General features: G+C 73.4%; 14 protein-coding genes, 1 pseudogene and 1 riboswitch. Of the genes and pseudogenes, 4 read left to right on the top strand and 11 right to left on the bottom strand.

From position 1 onward, the window contains the following. Nucleotides 1–144 precede the first annotated feature (144 nt). On the bottom strand, nucleotides 145–297 hold the full coding sequence (locus tag ACIRRU_RS26265; protein ID WP_363202510.1) for an SCO1431 family membrane protein: 153 nt from the start codon (nucleotides 295–297) through the stop codon (nucleotides 145–147). Nucleotides 298–954: 657 nt separating this feature from the next. On the opposite strand from ACIRRU_RS26265, the gene ACIRRU_RS26260 reads away from it, so the two are divergent. Then, the gene (locus ACIRRU_RS26260; protein WP_403684410.1) at nucleotides 955–2,505 is read left to right on the top strand and encodes a PepSY-associated TM helix domain-containing protein; all 1,551 of its coding nucleotides are present in this window, start codon (nucleotides 955–957) and stop codon (nucleotides 2,503–2,505) included. Nucleotides 2,506–2,577: 72 nt separating this feature from the next. Here the strand turns inward: ACIRRU_RS26260 and ACIRRU_RS26255 are convergent, their stop codons facing one another. Continuing rightward, nucleotides 2,578–3,942: a peptidase C39 family protein gene (locus ACIRRU_RS26255; RefSeq protein WP_403684408.1), complete on the bottom strand. Its 1,365-nt coding sequence runs from the start codon at nucleotides 3,940–3,942 to the stop codon at nucleotides 2,578–2,580. A gap of 218 nt (nucleotides 3,943–4,160) precedes the next feature. On the opposite strand from ACIRRU_RS26255, the pseudogene ACIRRU_RS26250 reads away from it, so the two are divergent. Then, a pseudogene (locus ACIRRU_RS26250) lies at nucleotides 4,161–4,790 on the top strand (uridine kinase). Between the two features lie 357 nt (nucleotides 4,791–5,147). Next, nucleotides 5,148–7,058 carry an AAA family ATPase gene (locus ACIRRU_RS26245; protein ID WP_403684406.1) on the top strand — a complete coding sequence of 637 codons (1,911 nt, stop codon included), beginning with the start codon at nucleotides 5,148–5,150 and terminating at the stop codon, nucleotides 7,056–7,058. 77 nt (nucleotides 7,059–7,135) lie between these two features. On the opposite strand, the gene ACIRRU_RS26240 is transcribed toward ACIRRU_RS26245, so the two are convergent. The 8 genes from ACIRRU_RS26240 to ribD are packed head-to-tail and all read right to left on the bottom strand — an operon-like array spanning nucleotide 7,136 to nucleotide 13,006. Further along, a complete protein-coding gene (locus ACIRRU_RS26240; RefSeq protein WP_363202506.1) occupies nucleotides 7,136–7,591 on the bottom strand; it encodes a PH domain-containing protein in 456 nt (151 codons plus the stop codon). A gap of 36 nt (nucleotides 7,592–7,627) precedes the next feature. Continuing rightward, on the bottom strand, nucleotides 7,628–8,476 hold the full coding sequence (gene hisG / locus ACIRRU_RS26235; protein ID WP_403684404.1) for an ATP phosphoribosyltransferase: 849 nt from the start codon (nucleotides 8,474–8,476) through the stop codon (nucleotides 7,628–7,630). A 50-nt stretch (nucleotides 8,477–8,526) separates the two neighbouring features. Next, nucleotides 8,527–8,799 (bottom strand): phosphoribosyl-ATP diphosphatase, encoded by a 273-nt coding sequence (locus ACIRRU_RS26230; RefSeq protein ID WP_073769929.1) that lies wholly within the window; start codon nucleotides 8,797–8,799, stop codon nucleotides 8,527–8,529. Between the two features lie 35 nt (nucleotides 8,800–8,834). Next, nucleotides 8,835–9,320, bottom strand: a complete 486-nt coding sequence (ribH, locus tag ACIRRU_RS26225) for a 6,7-dimethyl-8-ribityllumazine synthase (RefSeq protein ID WP_403684402.1) — start codon at nucleotides 9,318–9,320, stop codon at nucleotides 8,835–8,837. Between the two features lie 34 nt (nucleotides 9,321–9,354). Next, complete coding sequence (locus ACIRRU_RS26220) at nucleotides 9,355–10,659, bottom strand: bifunctional 3,4-dihydroxy-2-butanone-4-phosphate synthase/GTP cyclohydrolase II (protein ID WP_403684400.1); 1,305 nt, start codon at nucleotides 10,657–10,659, stop codon at nucleotides 9,355–9,357. Then, complete coding sequence (locus ACIRRU_RS26215; protein WP_363202502.1) at nucleotides 10,656–11,300, bottom strand: nicotinamide mononucleotide transporter family protein; 645 nt, start codon at nucleotides 11,298–11,300, stop codon at nucleotides 10,656–10,658. The genes ACIRRU_RS26220 and ACIRRU_RS26215 overlap by 4 nt, the downstream gene beginning before the upstream one ends. Continuing rightward, a complete protein-coding gene (locus tag ACIRRU_RS26210; RefSeq protein WP_363202501.1) occupies nucleotides 11,297–11,905 on the bottom strand; it encodes a riboflavin synthase in 609 nt (202 codons plus the stop codon). The genes ACIRRU_RS26215 and ACIRRU_RS26210 overlap by 4 nt, the downstream gene beginning before the upstream one ends. Continuing rightward, complete coding sequence (gene ribD / locus ACIRRU_RS26205) at nucleotides 11,906–13,006, bottom strand: bifunctional diaminohydroxyphosphoribosylaminopyrimidine deaminase/5-amino-6-(5-phosphoribosylamino)uracil reductase RibD (RefSeq protein WP_403684399.1); 1,101 nt, start codon at nucleotides 13,004–13,006, stop codon at nucleotides 11,906–11,908. It lies immediately after the preceding gene. Nucleotides 13,007–13,178: 172 nt separating this feature from the next. After that, nucleotides 13,179–13,309: riboswitch (FMN riboswitch) on the bottom strand. A gap of 312 nt (nucleotides 13,310–13,621) precedes the next feature. Between ribD and ACIRRU_RS26200 the strand changes: the two genes are divergently transcribed. After that, complete coding sequence (locus ACIRRU_RS26200) at nucleotides 13,622–15,985, top strand: chitinase C-terminal domain-containing protein (RefSeq protein ID WP_403684397.1); 2,364 nt, start codon at nucleotides 13,622–13,624, stop codon at nucleotides 15,983–15,985. A 272-nt stretch (nucleotides 15,986–16,257) separates the two neighbouring features. On the opposite strand, the gene ACIRRU_RS26195 is transcribed toward ACIRRU_RS26200, so the two are convergent. After that, the gene (locus ACIRRU_RS26195) at nucleotides 16,258–17,454 is read right to left on the bottom strand and encodes an ROK family protein (protein WP_403684396.1); all 1,197 of its coding nucleotides are present in this window, start codon (nucleotides 17,452–17,454) and stop codon (nucleotides 16,258–16,260) included. Nucleotides 17,455–17,483: the final 29 nt, after the last annotated feature.

Here is a 17,483-nt window from a genome sequence, read left to right as displayed (position 1 = left end):
CCACCGCGCAGGGCGGGGGGGTAACGTTCTTGGGGGAGGTGCGCGGTGACCCGGCGGCGGGCGCGCTGATCACGGCGATCGACGGCCCGGCCGGGGGGGGGGGGGGGGGGGCGGGGGCCCCCCCCCACAGCCGTTTCCGTTCCGCTACAGCAGGCCGAGCTGGGTGACCAGCATGGCGAACACGACCACGAACGCCCAGCCCGCGACGTGCTCCATCAGCTTCGAGCCGTCCTCGGGGCCGCCGGTGCGGGCGCGGCGGGCGTGGCGGGCGTTTCCGGTGGCGGTGGTCGCGGTCATGGCGTCTCACTCTTCGTACGGATGCGGCTGGGGTCCCCGTCCCCCGTGACCCGACCAGAGTGCCAGGAGGCCGGGGTCCTCGGAACGAGATCCGGGTCACGGTCGGGCGGCCGCGGCGGGACGGTGATCCCGCCACTCCCCCGCCACCAAGCGGATTCCATGCCTCCGCAACGGCGGTGCCCACGGGCCGCACTGTGGGCGACGCCACACCGGCTTCCCGCGTCCGGCCGGGCTCCCGCCCCCGGTGCGGGCGCCTCCCCGCGTCTGCGACGGGCACGGGAACTTTTTCGGCCACACGGCCGACTACTGCCCCATGGGAAGAGACCACGGCCGGGGACCCCGGCGCGGGGAGCGCGGCGGCCGCGTCGTCGCCCCGCGCGCACGGGGTCGCCGGGCGGCGCGAGCGGCGCGGGGTCCGCTCAGCGGCCCGGCCTCCCTCTCGCTCGGCGCGGTGGCGCATGTCGCGGCGGCCGGGCGGCTCCGGTTCGGTGCCCTGCTCGCCCGCTCCCGGCACCGGCGCGGACCTCCCCCGGCGGTCCCGGCCCGGCCACTCCGCCCGCCCCGGGCGCCGGAACGATCCGGCGCCTCCGCGGCGCGCGTGCGGGAGCGGCCGGGCCGCGCGTCCGCGACCGCCCGCCCGCCCTTCGAGGAGCACCCATGCCCCGCAGAACCGATGAACTGCCGCAGAACGACCACGATCCGGCCGGGCCGGGCACCCGGCCGCCGACCGCGGCGGATACGTCCGCCGCCGGGCCCACCGCCGACCCCGCCTCCGGCTCTGCTTCCGGCGGAAGCGACGGACGCGCGAGACCCGCGCCCGGACCGACCCCGGACGGGCGCTCCTGGCAGGCCGTGCGCCATCTCCTGGTCCGGCTCCACTTCTACGCCGGGGTCCTTGTCGCCCCCTTCCTGCTGGTGGCCGCGCTGACGGGGCTGGCGTACACCCTCACGCCCCAGCTCGACCAGCTCGTCTACGGCGACCGGCTGACGGTCGGGCAGACCGACGGCGCGCCGCGCCCGCTGGCGGAGCAGATAGCCGCCGCGCGGGCCGCGCACCCCGAGGGCGTCCTGGCCTCGGTCACCACCCCGCCGGGCCCCGAGGACACCACGCGGGTGGTGCTCTCGGTCCCCGAACTGGGCGACAAGCAGCGCACGGTGTTCGTCGACCCGTACACCGCCGAGGTCCGGGGCGAGCTGACGACCTGGTCCGGGTCGACCCCGCTCACCACCTGGCTCGACGACCTCCACCGCAATCTCCACCTCGGCGACACCGGGCGGCTGTACTCCGAGGTCGCCGCGAGCTGGCTGTGGGTGGCCGTCGCGGGCGGGCTGGTGCTGTGGCTGGGCCGTAGCCGGGGGCGGCGCGCGAAGTCGGCGAGGGGCGTGCTGTTCCCGGACCGTACGGCCCGTGGGGTACGCCGGACCCGCGGCCGACACGCGGCGGCCGGGGTGTGGCTGGCGCTGGGGCTGCTGTTCCTCAGCGCCACCGGCCTCACCTGGTCGAACCACGCCGGTGAGCGGTTCGGGCGGCTGCTGGACGCGGTGAACGGCAACGCCCCGGCCCTGGACACCGCGCTCCCGGGCGCGAAGCCCCCGGCCGGGGACCACGCGGGCCACGCCGGGCACGGCGGCTCCGCCGGAGCGACGGCCGACGCCGACCCGGCCGCCTTCGACGTGGCGCTGGCGGCGGCCCGGCAGGCGGGGCTCGGCGGCACCGTCGTGGTCACGCCCCCGGCGGAGGCGGGGACCGCGTGGGTGGTGGCGCAGGACGACAACGTCTGGCCGGTCCACTACGACCGCGTCGCCGTGGACGCCACCGACGGCGAGATCACCTCGCGCACCCGCTGGGCCGACCATCCGGCGCTGAACAAACTCAGCAAGCTCGGGGTGCAGGGGCACATGGGCGTGCTGTTCGGGGTCGTCAACCAGATCGTGCTGGCGCTCATCGCGATCGGGCTGACCGCGGTGATCGTCTGGGGCTACCGCATGTGGTGGCAGCGCCGCCCCACCCGGGGCGAGCGCCGGGCGCTCGCCGGGCGGGCCCCGGAGCGCGGCGGGTGGCGGCGGCTTCCGCTGCCGGTGCTGGTCCTCGGTGTTCCGGCCGTGGCCGCCCTGGGCTGGGCGCTGCCGGTCCTCGGGGTGACCCTGGCGGGGTTCCTCGTGGTCGACGCGGTGACCGGCGCGGTCCTCCGGAGGCGTACCGCCTGACGTGCGGTGGGGCGGGCGTCCCGGTGACGCGCCCGCCCCTCTCGGCGTCCGGGGCGGCCCGCCCCGGTCAGCTCACAGCAGTCCGAGCGACCGCAGAACCCGCTGCTGCCCGGGGGTGGGCCGCTCGGGCCAGTAGACGTAGGCGACCCCGCCCGAGCCGCTCCTGACCTTGCCCGCGGCGTCGTAGCGCTTGGTGCGGAGCCAGATGTTCTCCCAGGCACGCCGCGGATAGACGCGGCGCACGGCGTCGTTGTCGGGGGACGCGGGGTCGTTGGCGATGACGTCGCCGTCCGCGGTGAACCCGATCACCGTCATCAGGTGCCCGGCCGTGCCGTACCCGGCGCCGGGCAGCTCCTTCTCCAGGAAGGACTGGGAGGTGATGACGGGGATCGCGGCCCCGATCAGCCGCTCCACGTCGGTGAGCGAACCGAGCCGGGTGACGACGGCGTTCAGGTCGCGGTACGTGGCGGCGTAGGCCGCGTTGAAGGGCCAGTTGCCGCAGCCGCCGTACTGGTAGTCGTAGGTGAAGCGGGCGGCGTGGCAGACCTGGGGGTCGGAGAGGCCCGGCCGGACCCAGGCGAGGTCCTCGGCGGTGGGCCTGCGGCCCCAGTACTCGATGACCATCTGCGAGGAGGTGGGGCTGCACCAGGCCTCGCCGCCGTTGTCGTACTCCGGGTACCGCCCGGCGTGAACCTCCTGGGAGTAGCGCGGGACGCGCAGTTCCCGGGCGAGGGAGGGCGTGGTGGCAGGGACCGTGAAGCGGTCGGGGACGTCGGAGGCCATCGCGCCGACCCGCCAGACCGTGGGGGTCGCCCGGCTGCCGGGGGTGCGGTGGAGGGTGAGCCGCAGCCGGTAGGAGACCAGCCGGACGCCGCTCGCCGGGTCGTCGACCGAGAGGGTGTCGGTCCAGACGGAGCTGTGCGGGTCGCCCTGGCCGTCGACCGAGGTGCGGCGGATGTCGCCGTCGCCGCCGGCCCAGCGGCCCATGACGAACCAGGGGGTGTCGGTGCCGTCCGTGTAGCGGCCGCTCAGCTCGACCTTGATCCAGGTGCCGGCCGGGGTGCGGGCGTTCCAGGAGGCGATCACCTCGGTGGCGGGTACGGCGGAGCGGTGGACGGGCGAGGTCCAGGTGGCGTAGTCCCAGGCGGTGGTCGCACCGGTGTGCGGGTCGGTGTAGTCGGTGCGGCCCGCCGGGGTGGCGATCACCAGACCGGGGCGGGGGCCGGGGGCCACCCGGGTCCCGTCGCCCGAGCCGTGGCGCCAGTCGGTGTACGTGTGCCAGAAGCGGGTGTCCACGGGCGGCACCTCGGAGGGTGCGGGCGGGGCGGAGGGGCGGCCGGCGGCGGCCGCCGGGGCGGCTCCGGTCAGCGGGGCGGTGGTGGCCGCTGCCGCGAGGGCGGCGCCGAGGACGGTTCTGCGGGACGTCTCGCTGGTCATGGTCGTGCCCCCCGGTGGTGGGTGGAGTGGGCTGCGGATGCGGTGCGGTGCGGTGCGGTGCGGCAACTATCCCGGTTCCGGGCCGGATCGGGACAGCCGTCCGGCAGGAATGGCCGAACCGATATGGGTCTGGACCACTGGCAGGAGCCGGGGCGGGACCGCCCGTGTGACCTGCGGCGGCACCCCGGCGCCTTGGAGCCGGACCGTACCCTGGAGCCATGGACGACCTGGCCCGCCACGCCGATGAGCTGCGCTCGCTTCCCCCTTCCTGCGGGCCGGTGCGACTCGTCGCGGTCGACGGGCACGCCGGGTCGGGAAAGAGCACCTTCGCCGCACGGCTGGCCGCCGTGCTGGACGGCGCGCCCGTGCTCCATCTGGACGATCTCGCCACCCACGAGGAGCCGTTCGGCTGGACGGGGCGGCTGCGGGACCAGGTGCTGCTGCCGCTCGCGCGCGGCGAGCGCGCCCGGTACGCGCCCTACGACTGGACCGGGCGTCGCTTCGGTCCGGCGCGCACCCTGGAACCGGCCCCGGTGGTGCTGGTCGAGGGCGTCGGGGCGGGTCGGCGCGCGGTGCGCCCGTGGCTGGCGGCGCTGTGCTGGATGGAGCTGGACCGGGAGACCTCCTGGGCGCGCGGGCGGCGGCGGGACGGCGAGGGGCTGCGGGAGTTCTGGGACGGGTGGACGCTCGCCGAGGACCGGCACTTCACCGACGATCCCTCACGCCCCCACGCCGACGCGCTGGTACGCCAGTTGACCGAGGGATACCGGTGATCGCGGGGGCCCCGGGCGTCCGTGACGGCGCATCACTCCGTCACTCCGCGTAGCCACGACGCCCCGCCTCGCTGAGCCGCCGGGAAACGGCCCGGAAGTGCCCCGCCTCCGCTTGACCGGGGGCCCCAACTGGTCTTACGTTCTCAGGGTGCGGCTTTTCGGAGCCCCGCAGACGCGAAGCCCCCGGTCGTTCCCCCGTGACCGGGGGCTTCGTTCTGTGCTCCTGCCGCCCCGTAGCGACCACGCAGAGCGACACGACCACCCTCGGTGACCGCACCCGCGGGCCGCCCGTCCCGGCGTCGCCTGGCCTGTGCGCAGGTACGATGCTCCTCGGTGTGGTCAATTCCCTACCCTCGCGCGGTGATTCATCCCCCTCCGGTGGGCATGCTGTGCGGGCGGGACATCCTGGGGGCACGGTTTGTGGGGGACCTGATGGACATCGGCACACAGGGCGCTGGGGCCCCCGCCGACCTCGCCTGGCTGCGCGGCATGGACGCCTACACGATGGGCGCCTACCCGCAGGCCGAGGAGGAGTTCAGGGCCGCGGTGCGGTCCGATCCGGGCATGGCGGACGGCTGGCTCGGCCTCCATGCGCTGCGCGTCGACACCACCACGGCCCTGCTGCGCATGTACCGGCACCGCGACCGCTTCGGCGAACAGCGCGCCCGCCACCGCCGTACGCTCAACTCCTGGTACTGGCTGGGCTGGTGGGTGCAGCCGGTACTGGAGAGCCCGCGCGATCTGCTGCTCGCCCACGCCTCGCACTGGCTGGACGGCCGCCATGTGCCCGAGCTGGACCGGGCGTTGGCGGGGCTGCCGCCGGTGGACGCGGACCCGCAGGTGCGGTTCCTGCACGCGTGCCGCGCGTATCTGGTCAAGGACTGGGAGCAGTTGGTCCGCTCCACGGAGCCGCTCGTGGACGATCCGCTGCTCGGTATCGAGGCGGGTCTCTTCGGCGGCATGGCGCGGGTGCGGCTGGAGATGTTCGGGCAGGCGGAGCCGCTGCTGTCGGCGGCCCTGATGCGCTGCCGCAGCGAGCAGCCGCAGCGCAAGGAGCTGCGCTACTGGCTGGCGCGGGCCCACGAGGGCACCGGCCGCAGTGCGGCGGCCCTGCCGCTGTACCGGTCGGTGCACCGGGTGGACCCCGCCTTCATGGACACCTCCGCCCGGCTGGCGGCGATCTCCGAGGGCGACGGCTACGACGAGTCGGCCGACCTGGCCGCCGTGACCCTCACCGGCTTCGGTTCGCAGGGCTCGGGCGCGGAGGCGCAGCCGGAGAGCGAGGCCCTGCTGGGGACGGAGCTGGCGGACGGGCGGGAGCCGTGGCCGATCGGGGAGGGCGGGCTGCTCGACGAGGAGCCCGACCCGCTGCCCGTCAAGGCCGTCCCCGTCGTGGGCGTACGCCGCAAGGGGGCGGGCGAGCCACCCGTCTTCCCGGCCGGACCCAGCGACCCCGCCCTGCTGGCCGAGGCGCTGGCCCAGCTGGAGCGCATGGTGGGCATGGAGCCGGTCAAGCGGCAGGTCAAGGCGTTGTCGGCGCAGCTGAACATGGCCCGGCTCCGGGCCGGGCAGGGTCTGCCCGTCCAGCCGCCGAAGCGCCATTTCGTCTTCTCCGGCCCCTCCGGCACCGGCAAGACGACGGTGGCCCGCATCCTGGGCCGGGTCTTCTACGCGCTCGGGCTGCTGGGCGGCGACCATCTGGTCGAGGCCCAGCGCTCCGATCTGGTCGGGGAGTTCCTGGGCCAGACGGCCGTCAAGGCGAACGAGCTGATCGACTCGGCGCTCGGCGGGGTGCTCTTCGTGGACGAGGCGTACAGCCTGGCCAACTCCGGCTACAGCAAGGGCGACGCGTACGGCGACGAGGCGCTCCAGGTCCTGCTCAAGCGGGCCGAGGACAACCGGGACCATCTGGTCGTGATCCTGGCGGGCTACCCGGAGGGCATGGACCGCCTCCTCGCGACCAACCCCGGGCTCTCCTCCCGCTTCACCACCCGGGTCGACTTCCCCAGCTACCGCCCGCTCGAACTCACCGCGATCGGGAGCGTCCTGGCCGCGGAGAACGACGACGTGTGGGACGAGGAGGCGGTGGACGAGCTGCGCTCCATCAGCGGCCATGTGGTGGACCAGGGCTGGATCGACGAGCTGGGCAACGGGCGCTTCCTGCGGACGCTGTACGAGAAGAGCTGCGCCTACCGCGATCTGCGGCTCTCCGGCTATCCGGGCGAGCTGTCCCGGGAGGATCTGTCGACGCTGCGGCTGCCGGACCTGATGCAGGCGTACGGCGAGGTGCTGTCGGGGCGCGGCCCGGTGGGCCGGGGGCGGCAGGAGCCCGGCGGGATGTGACGCGCGCGGGGCGGGCCGGGGCGGATCCCGGCCCGCCCCGGAGGCGGCGACGCGCGGCTCTCGCTCGTGCGGAGCGCTCAGCCGTCGCCTTCGGCGGAGCGGGACTCGGTGAGGGCGCGCAGGGTGCGGGCGTCACGGATGGCCTGCTGCTTGGCGATGCCGGGCTGGATGCCGAGGGCGGGCATGCTGGTGCCGTCGCTGAGGTCGAGGAAGACCCACGGGTCGCCGGAGCGCAGGTTGACGCGGAGGATCTCCTCCCAGGCCAGCCTGCGCTTGCGGGTGAGGTTGACGACCGTGACCCCGGAGTCGTCGGCGGTGACCCTGGGCCTGCTGAGCAGGGCCAGGACGCCGAAGAAGAGCGCGGCGACGAAGACGAAGCTGGTCCGCTCCGCCGGGCTGAGCCGCTCCAGCATCAGCGCGATGACCGTGATGACGAGGAACATCGCCAGCCCCACGCCGAGCAGCACCACCCGGGTGCGGGTGGGCCGGAAGGTGACCGGCAGGGCGGGGAGTTCGGGCCTGGGCGCGGACATCGGGTCCTCTCTCGGGAGGTGCGGGCGGCCGGGCCGTCAGAGGCGGCAGGCGTGGATGGCCGTGGTGAGGATGGCGCGGGCGCCGAGCTCGTAGAGGTCGTCCATGATCCGCTGGGCCTCCTTGGCGGCGACCATGGAGCGGACGGCGACCCAGCCCTCGTGGTGCAGCGGGGAGATCGTCGGGGACTCCAGCCCGGGGGTGAGGGCGACGGCGCGCTCCAGGTGCTCGACGCGGCAGTCGTAGTCCATCATCACGTAGGACCGGGCGACCAGGACGCCCTGGAGGCGGCGCAGGAACTGCCCCACCTTGGGGTCGTCGGCGGGGGCTCCCGTGCGGCGGATCACCACGGCCTCCGACTTCATGATCGGCTCGCCGATGATCTCCAGGCCCGCGTTGCGCATGCTGGTGCCGGTCTCGACGACGTCCGCGATGACCTGGGCGACGCCGAGTTCGATGGCGGTCTCCACCGCGCCGTCGAGGTGCACGACGGCGGCGTCCACGCCCTCGTCGGCCAGGTGCTTGGCCACGATGCCCTCGTAGGACGTGGCGATCGTCATGCCGGTGAAGTCCTTGGGGCCGGTGGCCGTGCCGGGCTTCGTGGCGTAGCGGAAGGTGGAGCGCGCGAACCCGAGCTGGAGGATCTCCTCGGCCTCGGCCCCGGAGTCCAGCAGCAGGTCGCGTCCGGTGATGCCGATGTCGAGACGGCCGGAGCTGACGTAGATCGCGATGTCGCGCGGCCGCAGGTAGAAGAACTCCACCTCGTTCGCCGGGTCGACGAGGACCAGTTCCTTGGACTCCTTGCGCTGCCGGTAGCCCGCCTCATGGAGCATCGCCATCGCAGGCCCGGAGATTGCACCCTTGTTGGGGACGGCGATGCGCAGCATGAGGTCGGGTTTCCTTTGTGCGAAGGGGTGACGGACCGGGCGGGGTGGGCTCAGAGGTGGGCGTAGACGTCGTCGAGCGAGATCCCGCGGGCGACCATCATCACCTGGACGTGGTAGAGCAGCTGGGAGATCTCCTCGGCGGCGGCTTCCTTGCCCTCGTACTCGGCGGCCATCCAGACCTCGGCGGCCTCCTCGACGACCTTCTTGCCGATGGCGTGGACGCCCTTGCCCACCAGTTCGGCGGTGCGGGAGGTCGCGGGGTCGCCCTCGGCGGCCTTGAGCTGAAGCTCGGTGAAGAGCTCTTCGAAGGTTTTCTGTCCCATGATGGTCCTCAGAATACGGGGTCGGCGGGACGCGCTCAGCGCCAGGGTTCGCTGACGGTCCGCAGGGTGGCCGCGGTGGCGACGGCGGCGGTGACCGCTTCGTGCCCCTTGTCCTCGCTGGACCCTTCCAGCCCGGCCCGGTCGAGCGCCTGCTCCTCGGTGTCGCAGGTCAGGACGCCGAAGCCGACGGGAACGCCGGTGTCCACGGTGACCTGGGTGAGGCCGAGGGTGACGCCCTGGGAGACGTACTCGAAGTGCGGGGTGCCGCCGCGGATGACCACGCCGAGGGCGACGATCGCGTCGTAGCCGCGTCCGGCGAGCACCTTGGCGACGACGGGCAGTTCGAAGGAGCCGGGGACGCGGAGCAGGGTCGGCTCGTCGATGCCCAGCTCGCGCAGGGCGCGCAGGGCGCCGTCGACGAGTCCGTCCATGACCTTCTCGTGCCACTGGGCCGCGATCACGGCCACCCGCAGGTCTGCGCAGTTGCGTACGGACAGTTCGGGTGCACCCTTGCCGCTCATGTCTCTCCTGAAGCCGGTGTTGTGGGGATGGTCGTCACTGGTTGGCGCAGGTCGGCGCGGGGGCGCCGTCCAGCCAGGGCAGGTCGTGCCCCATGCGGTCGCGCTTGGTGCGCAGATACCGCAGATTGTGCTCGCCGGCCTGGACGGGCATCGCCTCACGGCCGGTGACGACGAGGCCGTGGCGGACGACGGCCGCGGTCTTGTCGGGGTTGTTGGTCATCAGCCGCAGGCTGCGTACGCCGAGGTCCTTGAGGATCTGCGCGCCCGCCGCGTAGTCGCGGGCGTCGGCGGGCAGGCCCAGCTCCAGGTTGGCGTCGAGGGTGTCGGCCCCGCGCTCCTGGAGTTCGTACGCGCGGAGCTTGGAGAGCAGGCCGATGCCGCGCCCCTCGTGGCCCCGGAGGTAGACGACGACACCGCGGCCCTCCTCGGTGACGCGCCGCAGGGAGGCGTGCAGCTGGGGGCCGCAGTCGCAGCGCTGGGACTGGAAGACGTCGCCGGTCAGGCATTCGGAGTGGAGGCGGACGAGGACGTCCTCGCCGTTCTGCTCCGTCAGGTCGCCGTGGACCAGGGCGACGTGCTCGACCCCGTCGACGGTGGAGCGGTAGCCGTAGGCGGTGAAGTCGCCGAACCGCGTGGGCAGCCGGGTCTGTGCCTCACGGCGGACGGTGGGTTCGCTGCTGCGGCGGTAGGCGATCAGGTCCTCGATGGAGATGATCGTCAGGCCGTGCTTGCGGGCGAAGGGGATCAGCTCGGGCAGCCGCAGCATGGTGCCGTCCTCCCCCGCGATCTCCACGATCGCCCCGGCGGGGCGCAGGCCCGCGAGCCGGGCGAGGTCGACGGCGGCCTCGGTGTGGCCGTCGCGGGCGAGGACGCCGCCGGAGCGGGCGCGCAGCGGGAAGACGTGGCCGGGGCGGACGAAGTCGCCGGGACCGGCGGTGCCGCCCGCGAGCATCCGCAGGGTGGTGGCGCGGTCGGCGGCGGAGATGCCGGTGGTGACGCCGTGGACGGCGGAGGCGTCGACGGAGACCGTGAAGGCGGTCCGCATGGACTCGGTGTTGTCGGCGACCATCTGCGGCAGTTCGAGCCGTTCCAGCTCGTCGCTCTCCATGGGGACGCAGATCAGGCCGCGGCACTCGCTCATCATGAAGGCGACGATCTCCGGGGTGGCCTTCTCGGCGGCGATGACGAGGTCGCCCTCGTTCTCGCGGTCCTCGTCGTCCACGACGACGACGGGCCGGCCCGCGGCGATGTCACGGATCGCCTGCTCGACCGGGTCCAGGGAGAGGTTCTCGGGGAGCGGGCCGTGGCCGGGGTGCAGCCAGGCGGGCTGGGCAGTCATGCCGTGGCTCCTTCCAGAGCGGGTGTCCGCGTACGCAGCCACCAGTCGCGCATGCCCCACAGGACGAGGGCGCCGTAGATGATGTAGACGAAGCCGGAGAAGGCGAAGCCGTTGGCGAAGTTCAGCGGGACGCCGACCAGGTCGACCAGCAGCCAGGCGAACCAGAACTCGACCATGCCGCGCGCCTGGGCGTACATGGCGACGACGGTGCCGACGAAGATGTACGCGTCGGGCCAGGGGTCCCAGGACAGCGACGGGAAGGCGGTGAACAGGCCGCCGACGGCGAGGGTGCCGAGGGCCGCGGCGCCGATCAGCGCGGCGCGCTCGCGCCAGGTGGCGAAGCGGACGGCGATGGAGCCGTCCTGGGCCTGCTGCCTGCCCCGGTTCCAGGACCACCAGCCCCACAGCGCCACGACGATGACGACCAGTTGCTTGCCCGCGCTGCCGGAGAGGTGCGCGGAGGCGAAGGCGACCAGCAGGATGGCGCCCGAGAGCAGCTGGGCGGGCCAGGTCCAGATGGAGCGCCGCCAGCCGAGGGCGAGCGCGATCAGCCCGATGACGTTGCCGATCATGTCCGACCACTTGATGTGCTGGCCGAACACGGTGAAGGCCTCGGAGTTGAGCCAGGAGGCGGCGTTCATCGCGGTTCCTCTCCGGAGCGGTCGCCGAGCATCCGCTCGACGTACTTGGCGATGACGTCGACTTCCAGGTTGACCGGGTCTCCGGGCTGCTTGTGGCCGAGCGTCGTCAGGTCGAGGGTGGTGGGGATGAGGCTGAGGGTGAAGTGGTCCGCGGCGGCCTCGACGACGGTGAGGCTGACGCCGTCGACGGTGATGGAGCCCTTCTCCACGACGTACCGGCTCAGCTCGGGCGGCAGGGAGACCGAGACGATCTCCCAGTGCTCGGAGGGGGTGCGCTCCAGAACGGTGCCGGTGCCGTCCACGTGGCCCTGGACGAGGTGTCCGCCGAGCCGCCCGCCGAGCGCCATCGGGCGCTCCAGGTTGACCCGGGAGCCGGGGGCGAGCGCGCCGAGGCTGGAGCGCTTCAGCGTCTCGGCCATCACGTCCGCGGTGAACTCGCCGTCGGCGGTGTCCACGACGGTGAGGCAGACGCCGTTCACCGCGATGGAGTCGCCGTGCCGGGCGCCCTCGGTGACGAGGGGGCCGCGCAGCCGGAAGCGGGAGGCGTCGGTCAGCTGCTCGACGGCGGTGACCTCGCCCAGTTCTTCGATGATTCCGGTGAACACTCAGTTTCCCTTCCGAGCAGGTGCGGGGACGGCGGTGACGCGCAGATCGGGGCCGATCGGCACGGTCTCGGTCACATCGAGGCGCAACGCCTGGGCGATGGTGGAGATTCCGGCGTCGGCGAGGGCGGCGGGGCCCGCGCCGAGGAGCACGGGGGCGAGATAGCCGACGACCTTGTCGACCTTTCCCGCGGCGACGAAGGCACCGGCCAGGGTGGGCCCGCCTTCGAGGAGTACGGAGCGGACGCCGCGCCCGTGGAGGGCGGCGAGCAGGGCGTCGAGGTCCAGGCCGGAGCCGCCCGCCGCCCGCGGCAGCCGCAGGACGACGGCCTCGGGGAGGTGGCCGGCCGGGGCGTCCTCGGCGACGGCGACCAGGGTGGGGGCGGTGTCGTCCAGGACCCGGGCCCCGCGCCGCACGGCGGTGGCGTGGGTGTCGACGACGACCCGCAGCGGCTGGGTGGCGCCGTCGATGCCGCGTACGCCCAGCTGGGGGTCGTCGGTGCGGGCGGTGCCGGAGCCGACGAGCACCGCGTCGGCCTCGGCGCGCAGCCGGTGGACGTCGGCGCGGGCCTCGGGCGAGGTGATCCAGCGGCTGGTGGCGTCGGCCGCGGCGATGCGGCCGTCCAGGGTGGCGGCGTACTTCCACAGGACGTACGGGCGGCCCAGCCGCACCGAGGTGAGCCAGGCGGCGTTGCCCGCCTCGGCCTCGTCGGCGAGGAGCCCCTGCCCGACCTGGACGCCCCCGGCGCGCAGGGTGTCGGCACCCCCGGTGGCCCGCGGGTCCGGGTCGCCGACCGCGTACACGACCCGGCTGATCCCGGCGGCCAGCAGGGCCTGGGTGCAGGGGCCGGTGCGGCCGGTGTGGTCGCAGGGTTCCAGGGTGACGTAGGCGGTGCCGCCCCGGGCCCGCCCGCCGGCCGCGCGCAGGGCGTGGACCTCGGCGTGCGGCCCTCCGGCGCGCTGGTGGAAGCCCTCGCCGGCCACGGCCCCGGAGGCGTCGGTGATCACGCATCCGACGACCGGATTGGGGCTGGTGGAGCCGAGGCCATGTGCCGCGAGCGTGATCGCTCGGCGCATGGCGGTGATGTCGGCCGCGGTGCCCACCGGGTCCTCCTGCCTCTTCGGGCACGGACTCCGGGGCCTGTCGATGACGACAGAGTGAGCGGTTCACCAGCGCGAACGCCGCGACCCGAGGACGGGGACGCCGCGGACACCGGGCCCGGGAACGGTGTCCCGGCCGTGCGTCCGCCGACGGCGGCGTACCGATGACGAACCGCCGCGCACTGCCTCCCATCCGGACTTTCACCGTCGGTCCAGGAATTTCACCTGGTCAACCGGCCGCTGGCTGCGGACGGGTCGCGGACTGTAACCGCCGGTTCGGAATTGCACCGACCCCGGAGTGCGCTGCTACTGGTACGGCTCCAGTCTGCCACGGACCCCTGGGGACCATGCGGGCGAGGGTTGTGGCCTGGGTCACATGAACCTGTCGTGTTTACGTCAATCAAATCCGGCGGATTCACGTCATCGGGAGACGACAACGTAGTCATCGGGAAAGTCGGCGTTTAAAGGTCCAGACCTATTGACGCACTGGTCTAGTCCTCTTAATCTCTGCGTCACCTCCGAGGTTCGGTCCGACGGTGAGCGCACACCGGGACCACGACAGACCCACCCCTTTTCCGTCAGTTGTGTTCTGCCGACCTCCCCAGGAGGAACGACCACATGCTGTCCCCCACCCGAGCGAGAGCCACGCTGCTGGCCGCGGGCGCCGCCGTCGCCGGCCTGTTGATGACCTCCCTCGCCGCCTCACCGTCGGCGGCCGCCACCGACCACGAGTCCTGTCGCCCCGACGGGCTGTACCGGACCCCGGGCGTCACCAGCCCCTACTGCACCGTCTACGACGCCGAGGGGCGCGAGAAGATGGGCGCCGACCACAAACGGCGCGTGATCGGCTACTTCACCAACTGGCGTACCGGCAAGGACGGCAAGGACGCCTATCTGGTCCCGGACATCCCGTGGGACAAGGTCACCCACCTCAACTACGCCTTCGCGCACGTCGACGGCTCCAACAAGCTCTCGGTCGGCCCGGACGGCCCCGACAACGTCTCCACCGGCATGACCTGGCCCGGGGTCGCGGGCGCCGAGATGGACCCGACGCTCCCCTACAAGGGCCACTTCAACCTGCTGACGAAGTACAAGAAGCAATACCCGGACGTGAAGACCCTGGTCTCCGTGGGCGGCTGGGCCGAGACCGGCGGCTACTTCGGCCCGGACGGCAAGCGCGTCAACTCCGGCGGCTTCTACGCGATGGCGACCAACGCCGACGGCTCGGTCAACCAGACGGGCATCGACACCTTCGCCGACTCCGCCGTCGCCTTCGTCAAGAAGTACGGCTTCAACGGCGTCGACATCGACTACGAGTACGCGACCTCCATGAAGGACGCGGGCCACCCGATGGACCACGCGCTGGCCAACGGCCGCCGCGCGGGCCTGGTCAAGGGCTACGACGCCCTGATGAAGACCCTGCGCGAGAAGCTGGACCGCGCGGGCCAGGCCGACGGCAAGCACTACCTGCTGACCGTCGCCGCCCCCTCCTCGGGCTATCTGCTGCGGGGCATGGAGACGTACCAGATGCAGAGGTACCTGGACTACGTCAACATCATGTCCTACGACCTGCACGGCGCCTGGAACGAGTACGTCGGCCCCAACGCCTCGCTCTTCGACGACGGCAAGGACAACGAACTGGCGCAGGCGGGCGTCTACACCACCTCGCAGTACGGCGGCCTCGGCTACCTCAACACCGACTGGGCCTACCACTACTTCCGCGGTTCGATGCCGGCCGGCCGGATCAACATCGGCCTGCCGTACTACACCCGCGGCTTCAAGAACGTCCAGGGCGGCACCGACGGCCTGTGGGGCAAGGCCGCCGCCACCACCTGTCCGGCGGGCTCGGGGCTGACCAAGTGCGGGGACGGCGCGGTCGGCATCGACAACCTGTGGCACGACAAGGACGACAACGGCAAGGAGTCGCCCGCCGGTTCGAACCCGATGTGGCACGCGAAGAACCTGGAGAAGGGCATCGCCGGGGACTACCTCGCCGACTACGGCTTCCCCGCGAACACCCAGCTGACCGGCGCCTACGTCCGCAGGTACGACTCGACGCTGGTCGCCCCGTGGCTGTGGAACGCGCAGAAGAAGGTCTTCCTCTCCACCGAGGACGAGCAGTCGGTGAAGCGCAAGGCCCAGTACGTCGTCGACAAGGGCATCGGCGGAACGATGATCTGGGAGCTGGCGGGCGACTACGGGTGGAACGCGGCCAAGGGCCAGTACGAGACCGGCGACACGCTGACGACCGCGATGTACGACGCGTTCACATCGGCCGCCCCGTACGGCGCGAAGCGCTCCACGGTCAGCCTGCCGACCGAGGCGCTGGACATCGACGTCTCCTTCGGGCAGTTCGCGCTGGGCGACTCCAACTACCCGATCAGCCCCAAGCTGAAGATCACCAACCGCACCCGGGCCACGCTGCCCGGCGGCACGGAGTTCCAGTTCGACTACGCCACCTCCGCGCCGGCCAACGCCAAGGACCAGTCCGGCTTCGGCACGGCGGTCATCCGCGGCGACCACACGGCGGCCAACAACGTCGGCGGCCTCAAGGGCCCCTACAACCGGGTCTCCCTGAAGCTCCCGGCCTGGCAGGCACTGGCGCCCGGCGCCTCGGTGGAGCTGGACTTCGTCTACTACCTGCCGACCTCCACCCCGTCCAACTGGACCGTGACCTTCGGCGGGAAGTCCTACGCGCTCGCCGGTGACCTGGCCCGCGGCGCCAAGCTGGTCGAGCCCGGTACGGGCACCACGCCGACGCCGACCCCGGACCCGACCGGCCCCACCCCCACTCCCACCCCGACCCCGACGCAGCCGGGCGGCACGTGCACGGCTCCGGCGTGGAACGCGGCCACCGAGTACCAGGGCGGCGCCACCGTCAGCCAGGACGGCCGCCAGTGGAAGGCCTCGTGGTGGACGAAGGGCGAGAAGCCCGGCACCACCGGCCAGTGGGGCGCCTGGAAGGACCTCGGCGCCTGCTGAGTCCCGCCCCCGAGGGCCGGTGGCGGACCGCCCCGGCCCCCTGATCGCCCGGCGGTGAGCGGATCGCCCCCGTTCACCGCCGGGTCCCGCACGTCCGGCGCATCCGGTACATCCCGCACATCCCTCACGGAGCACGGCTCCGGCGTACAGCGCACAGCGCAGGCCTCCACGCCGGGGCTGTCGCCGTCTCCGGCGCACGACCGGGCCGCGGCGGCTCGCGCGCGGCCGGGGCGGGTGCGGCCGACGGGCCGACGGGCCGACGGCGGGGAGACTCAGCCCGCCCCCGCCGGAGTGAACAGCGCGTCCTGCGCCGCGTCCCGCGCGGCGAGCAGCGCCCCGCGCAGCACGGCACCGTCGCCCAGCGAACCGGCGCGGACCTCCGTACGCAGGGGGGACATGGCGGTCAGCCGCTCCTCGACCCGGGCGGCCAGTCCGTCCCCGCCCGCGTGGCCGACGGCTCCCGCCAGGAGCAGGCACCCGGGGTCCAGCACCGAGACGACGGCGGCCGCCCCGACCGCGAGCCGGTCGGCCAGTTCGTCGAGGAACGGCCCGCCCCGCTCCCCGGCCGCCAGCGCACCCCGCACCGCGTCGACGGCGACCTCGTCCGCGTAGCCCTCCGCGACCGCCCCGGGGGCCACCAGGCCGTGCCGGGCGGCGAGTTCGGCCACGGCGGCGGACCCGGCCAGGGAGTAGAAGCCGCCCGCGCAGTCGGTCGCCGAGGGCAGTCCGCCCGACCCGGGCACGGGCAGGAAGCCGATCTCCCCCGCTCCGCCGGACGCGCCCAGGCGCAGCCTCCCGTCCAGCATCACCGCCGCCCCGACGCCCTGGCCGAGCCAGAGCATGACGAAGGTCTCCCGGTCCTGGGCGGCGCCCGCCCGGTGCTCGGCCATGGCCGCCAGATTGGTCTCGTTCTCCACCAGCACGGTGGCGGGCAGCCGGCGGTGGAGTTCGCGGACGAGCGCCCGGTGCCAGGAGGGCAGCCCCGAGGTGTCGCGCAGTTCGCCGGTGGCCGGGTCGATGAGGCCGGGCGCGCCGACGCCGACGCTGTGCAGCGGTACGGGCCCGGCCGCGCGGGCGGTCCGCTCCAGGAGGGCGGCGGCCCGTTCGACGGCCGGTCCGGTGCGGACGCCGCTGCCGATGGGCAGGGACCCCTCGGCGAGGGTCTCGCCCAGCAGATCGGTGACGACCACGCTGACGCTCCCGGTGCGCACGTCGAGCGCCGCCAGGTGGGCCTGGTCCGCGACGATGCCGTACAACCGGGCGTTGGGCCCCCGGCGGACCGCCCCGGACTCTCCGACGACCCGGATCAGACCGGCGCCCTGGAGCCGCTCGACGAGGTCGGCGACGGTGGGGCGGGAGAGTCCGGTCAGCGTCTTGAGCTGCGCGGCGGTCAACGCGCCTTCCTGCTGGAGCAGTCGCAACGCGAGACGGTCGTTGATGACCCGGGCCGTGCTCGGTGATGCGGGCATACCGGGATCCTTCCAGATCGCTCCGCCGC

Origin of the sequence: Streptomyces sp. NPDC101181 (assembly GCF_044767975.1) — a bacterium.
Lineage (GTDB): Bacteria > Actinomycetota > Actinomycetes > Streptomycetales > Streptomycetaceae > Streptomyces.
Note: the sequence above shows the minus strand (reverse complement) of the source record. Positions and strands in the feature narration are given on the sequence as shown.

Bases quoted from the DNA above. Each gene is read 5' to 3' on its own strand.
- ACIRRU_RS26220 (WP_403684400.1), bottom strand. From the start codon at position 10,659: ATGACTGCCCAGCCCGCCTGGCTGCACCCCGGCCACGGCCCGCTCCCC.
- ACIRRU_RS26260 (WP_403684410.1), top strand. From the start codon at position 955: ATGCCCCGCAGAACCGATGAACTGCCGCAGAACGACCACGATCCGGCC.
- ACIRRU_RS26245 (WP_403684406.1), top strand. From the start codon at position 5,148: ATGGACATCGGCACACAGGGCGCTGGGGCCCCCGCCGACCTCGCCTGG.
- ribH (WP_403684402.1), bottom strand. From the start codon at position 9,320: ATGAGCGGCAAGGGTGCACCCGAACTGTCCGTACGCAACTGCGCAGAC.
- ACIRRU_RS26240 (WP_363202506.1), bottom strand. From the start codon at position 7,591: ATGTCCGCGCCCAGGCCCGAACTCCCCGCCCTGCCGGTCACCTTCCGG.
- hisG (WP_403684404.1), bottom strand. From the start codon at position 8,476: ATGCTGCGCATCGCCGTCCCCAACAAGGGTGCAATCTCCGGGCCTGCG.
- ACIRRU_RS26195 (WP_403684396.1), bottom strand. From the start codon at position 17,454: ATGCCCGCATCACCGAGCACGGCCCGGGTCATCAACGACCGTCTCGCG.
- ACIRRU_RS26200 (WP_403684397.1), top strand. From the start codon at position 13,622: ATGCTGTCCCCCACCCGAGCGAGAGCCACGCTGCTGGCCGCGGGCGCC.
- ACIRRU_RS26265 (WP_363202510.1), bottom strand. From the start codon at position 297: ATGACCGCGACCACCGCCACCGGAAACGCCCGCCACGCCCGCCGCGCC.
- ACIRRU_RS26230 (WP_073769929.1), bottom strand. From the start codon at position 8,799: ATGGGACAGAAAACCTTCGAAGAGCTCTTCACCGAGCTTCAGCTCAAG.
- ACIRRU_RS26215 (WP_363202502.1), bottom strand. From the start codon at position 11,300: ATGAACGCCGCCTCCTGGCTCAACTCCGAGGCCTTCACCGTGTTCGGC.
- ACIRRU_RS26255 (WP_403684408.1), bottom strand. From the start codon at position 3,942: ATGACCAGCGAGACGTCCCGCAGAACCGTCCTCGGCGCCGCCCTCGCG.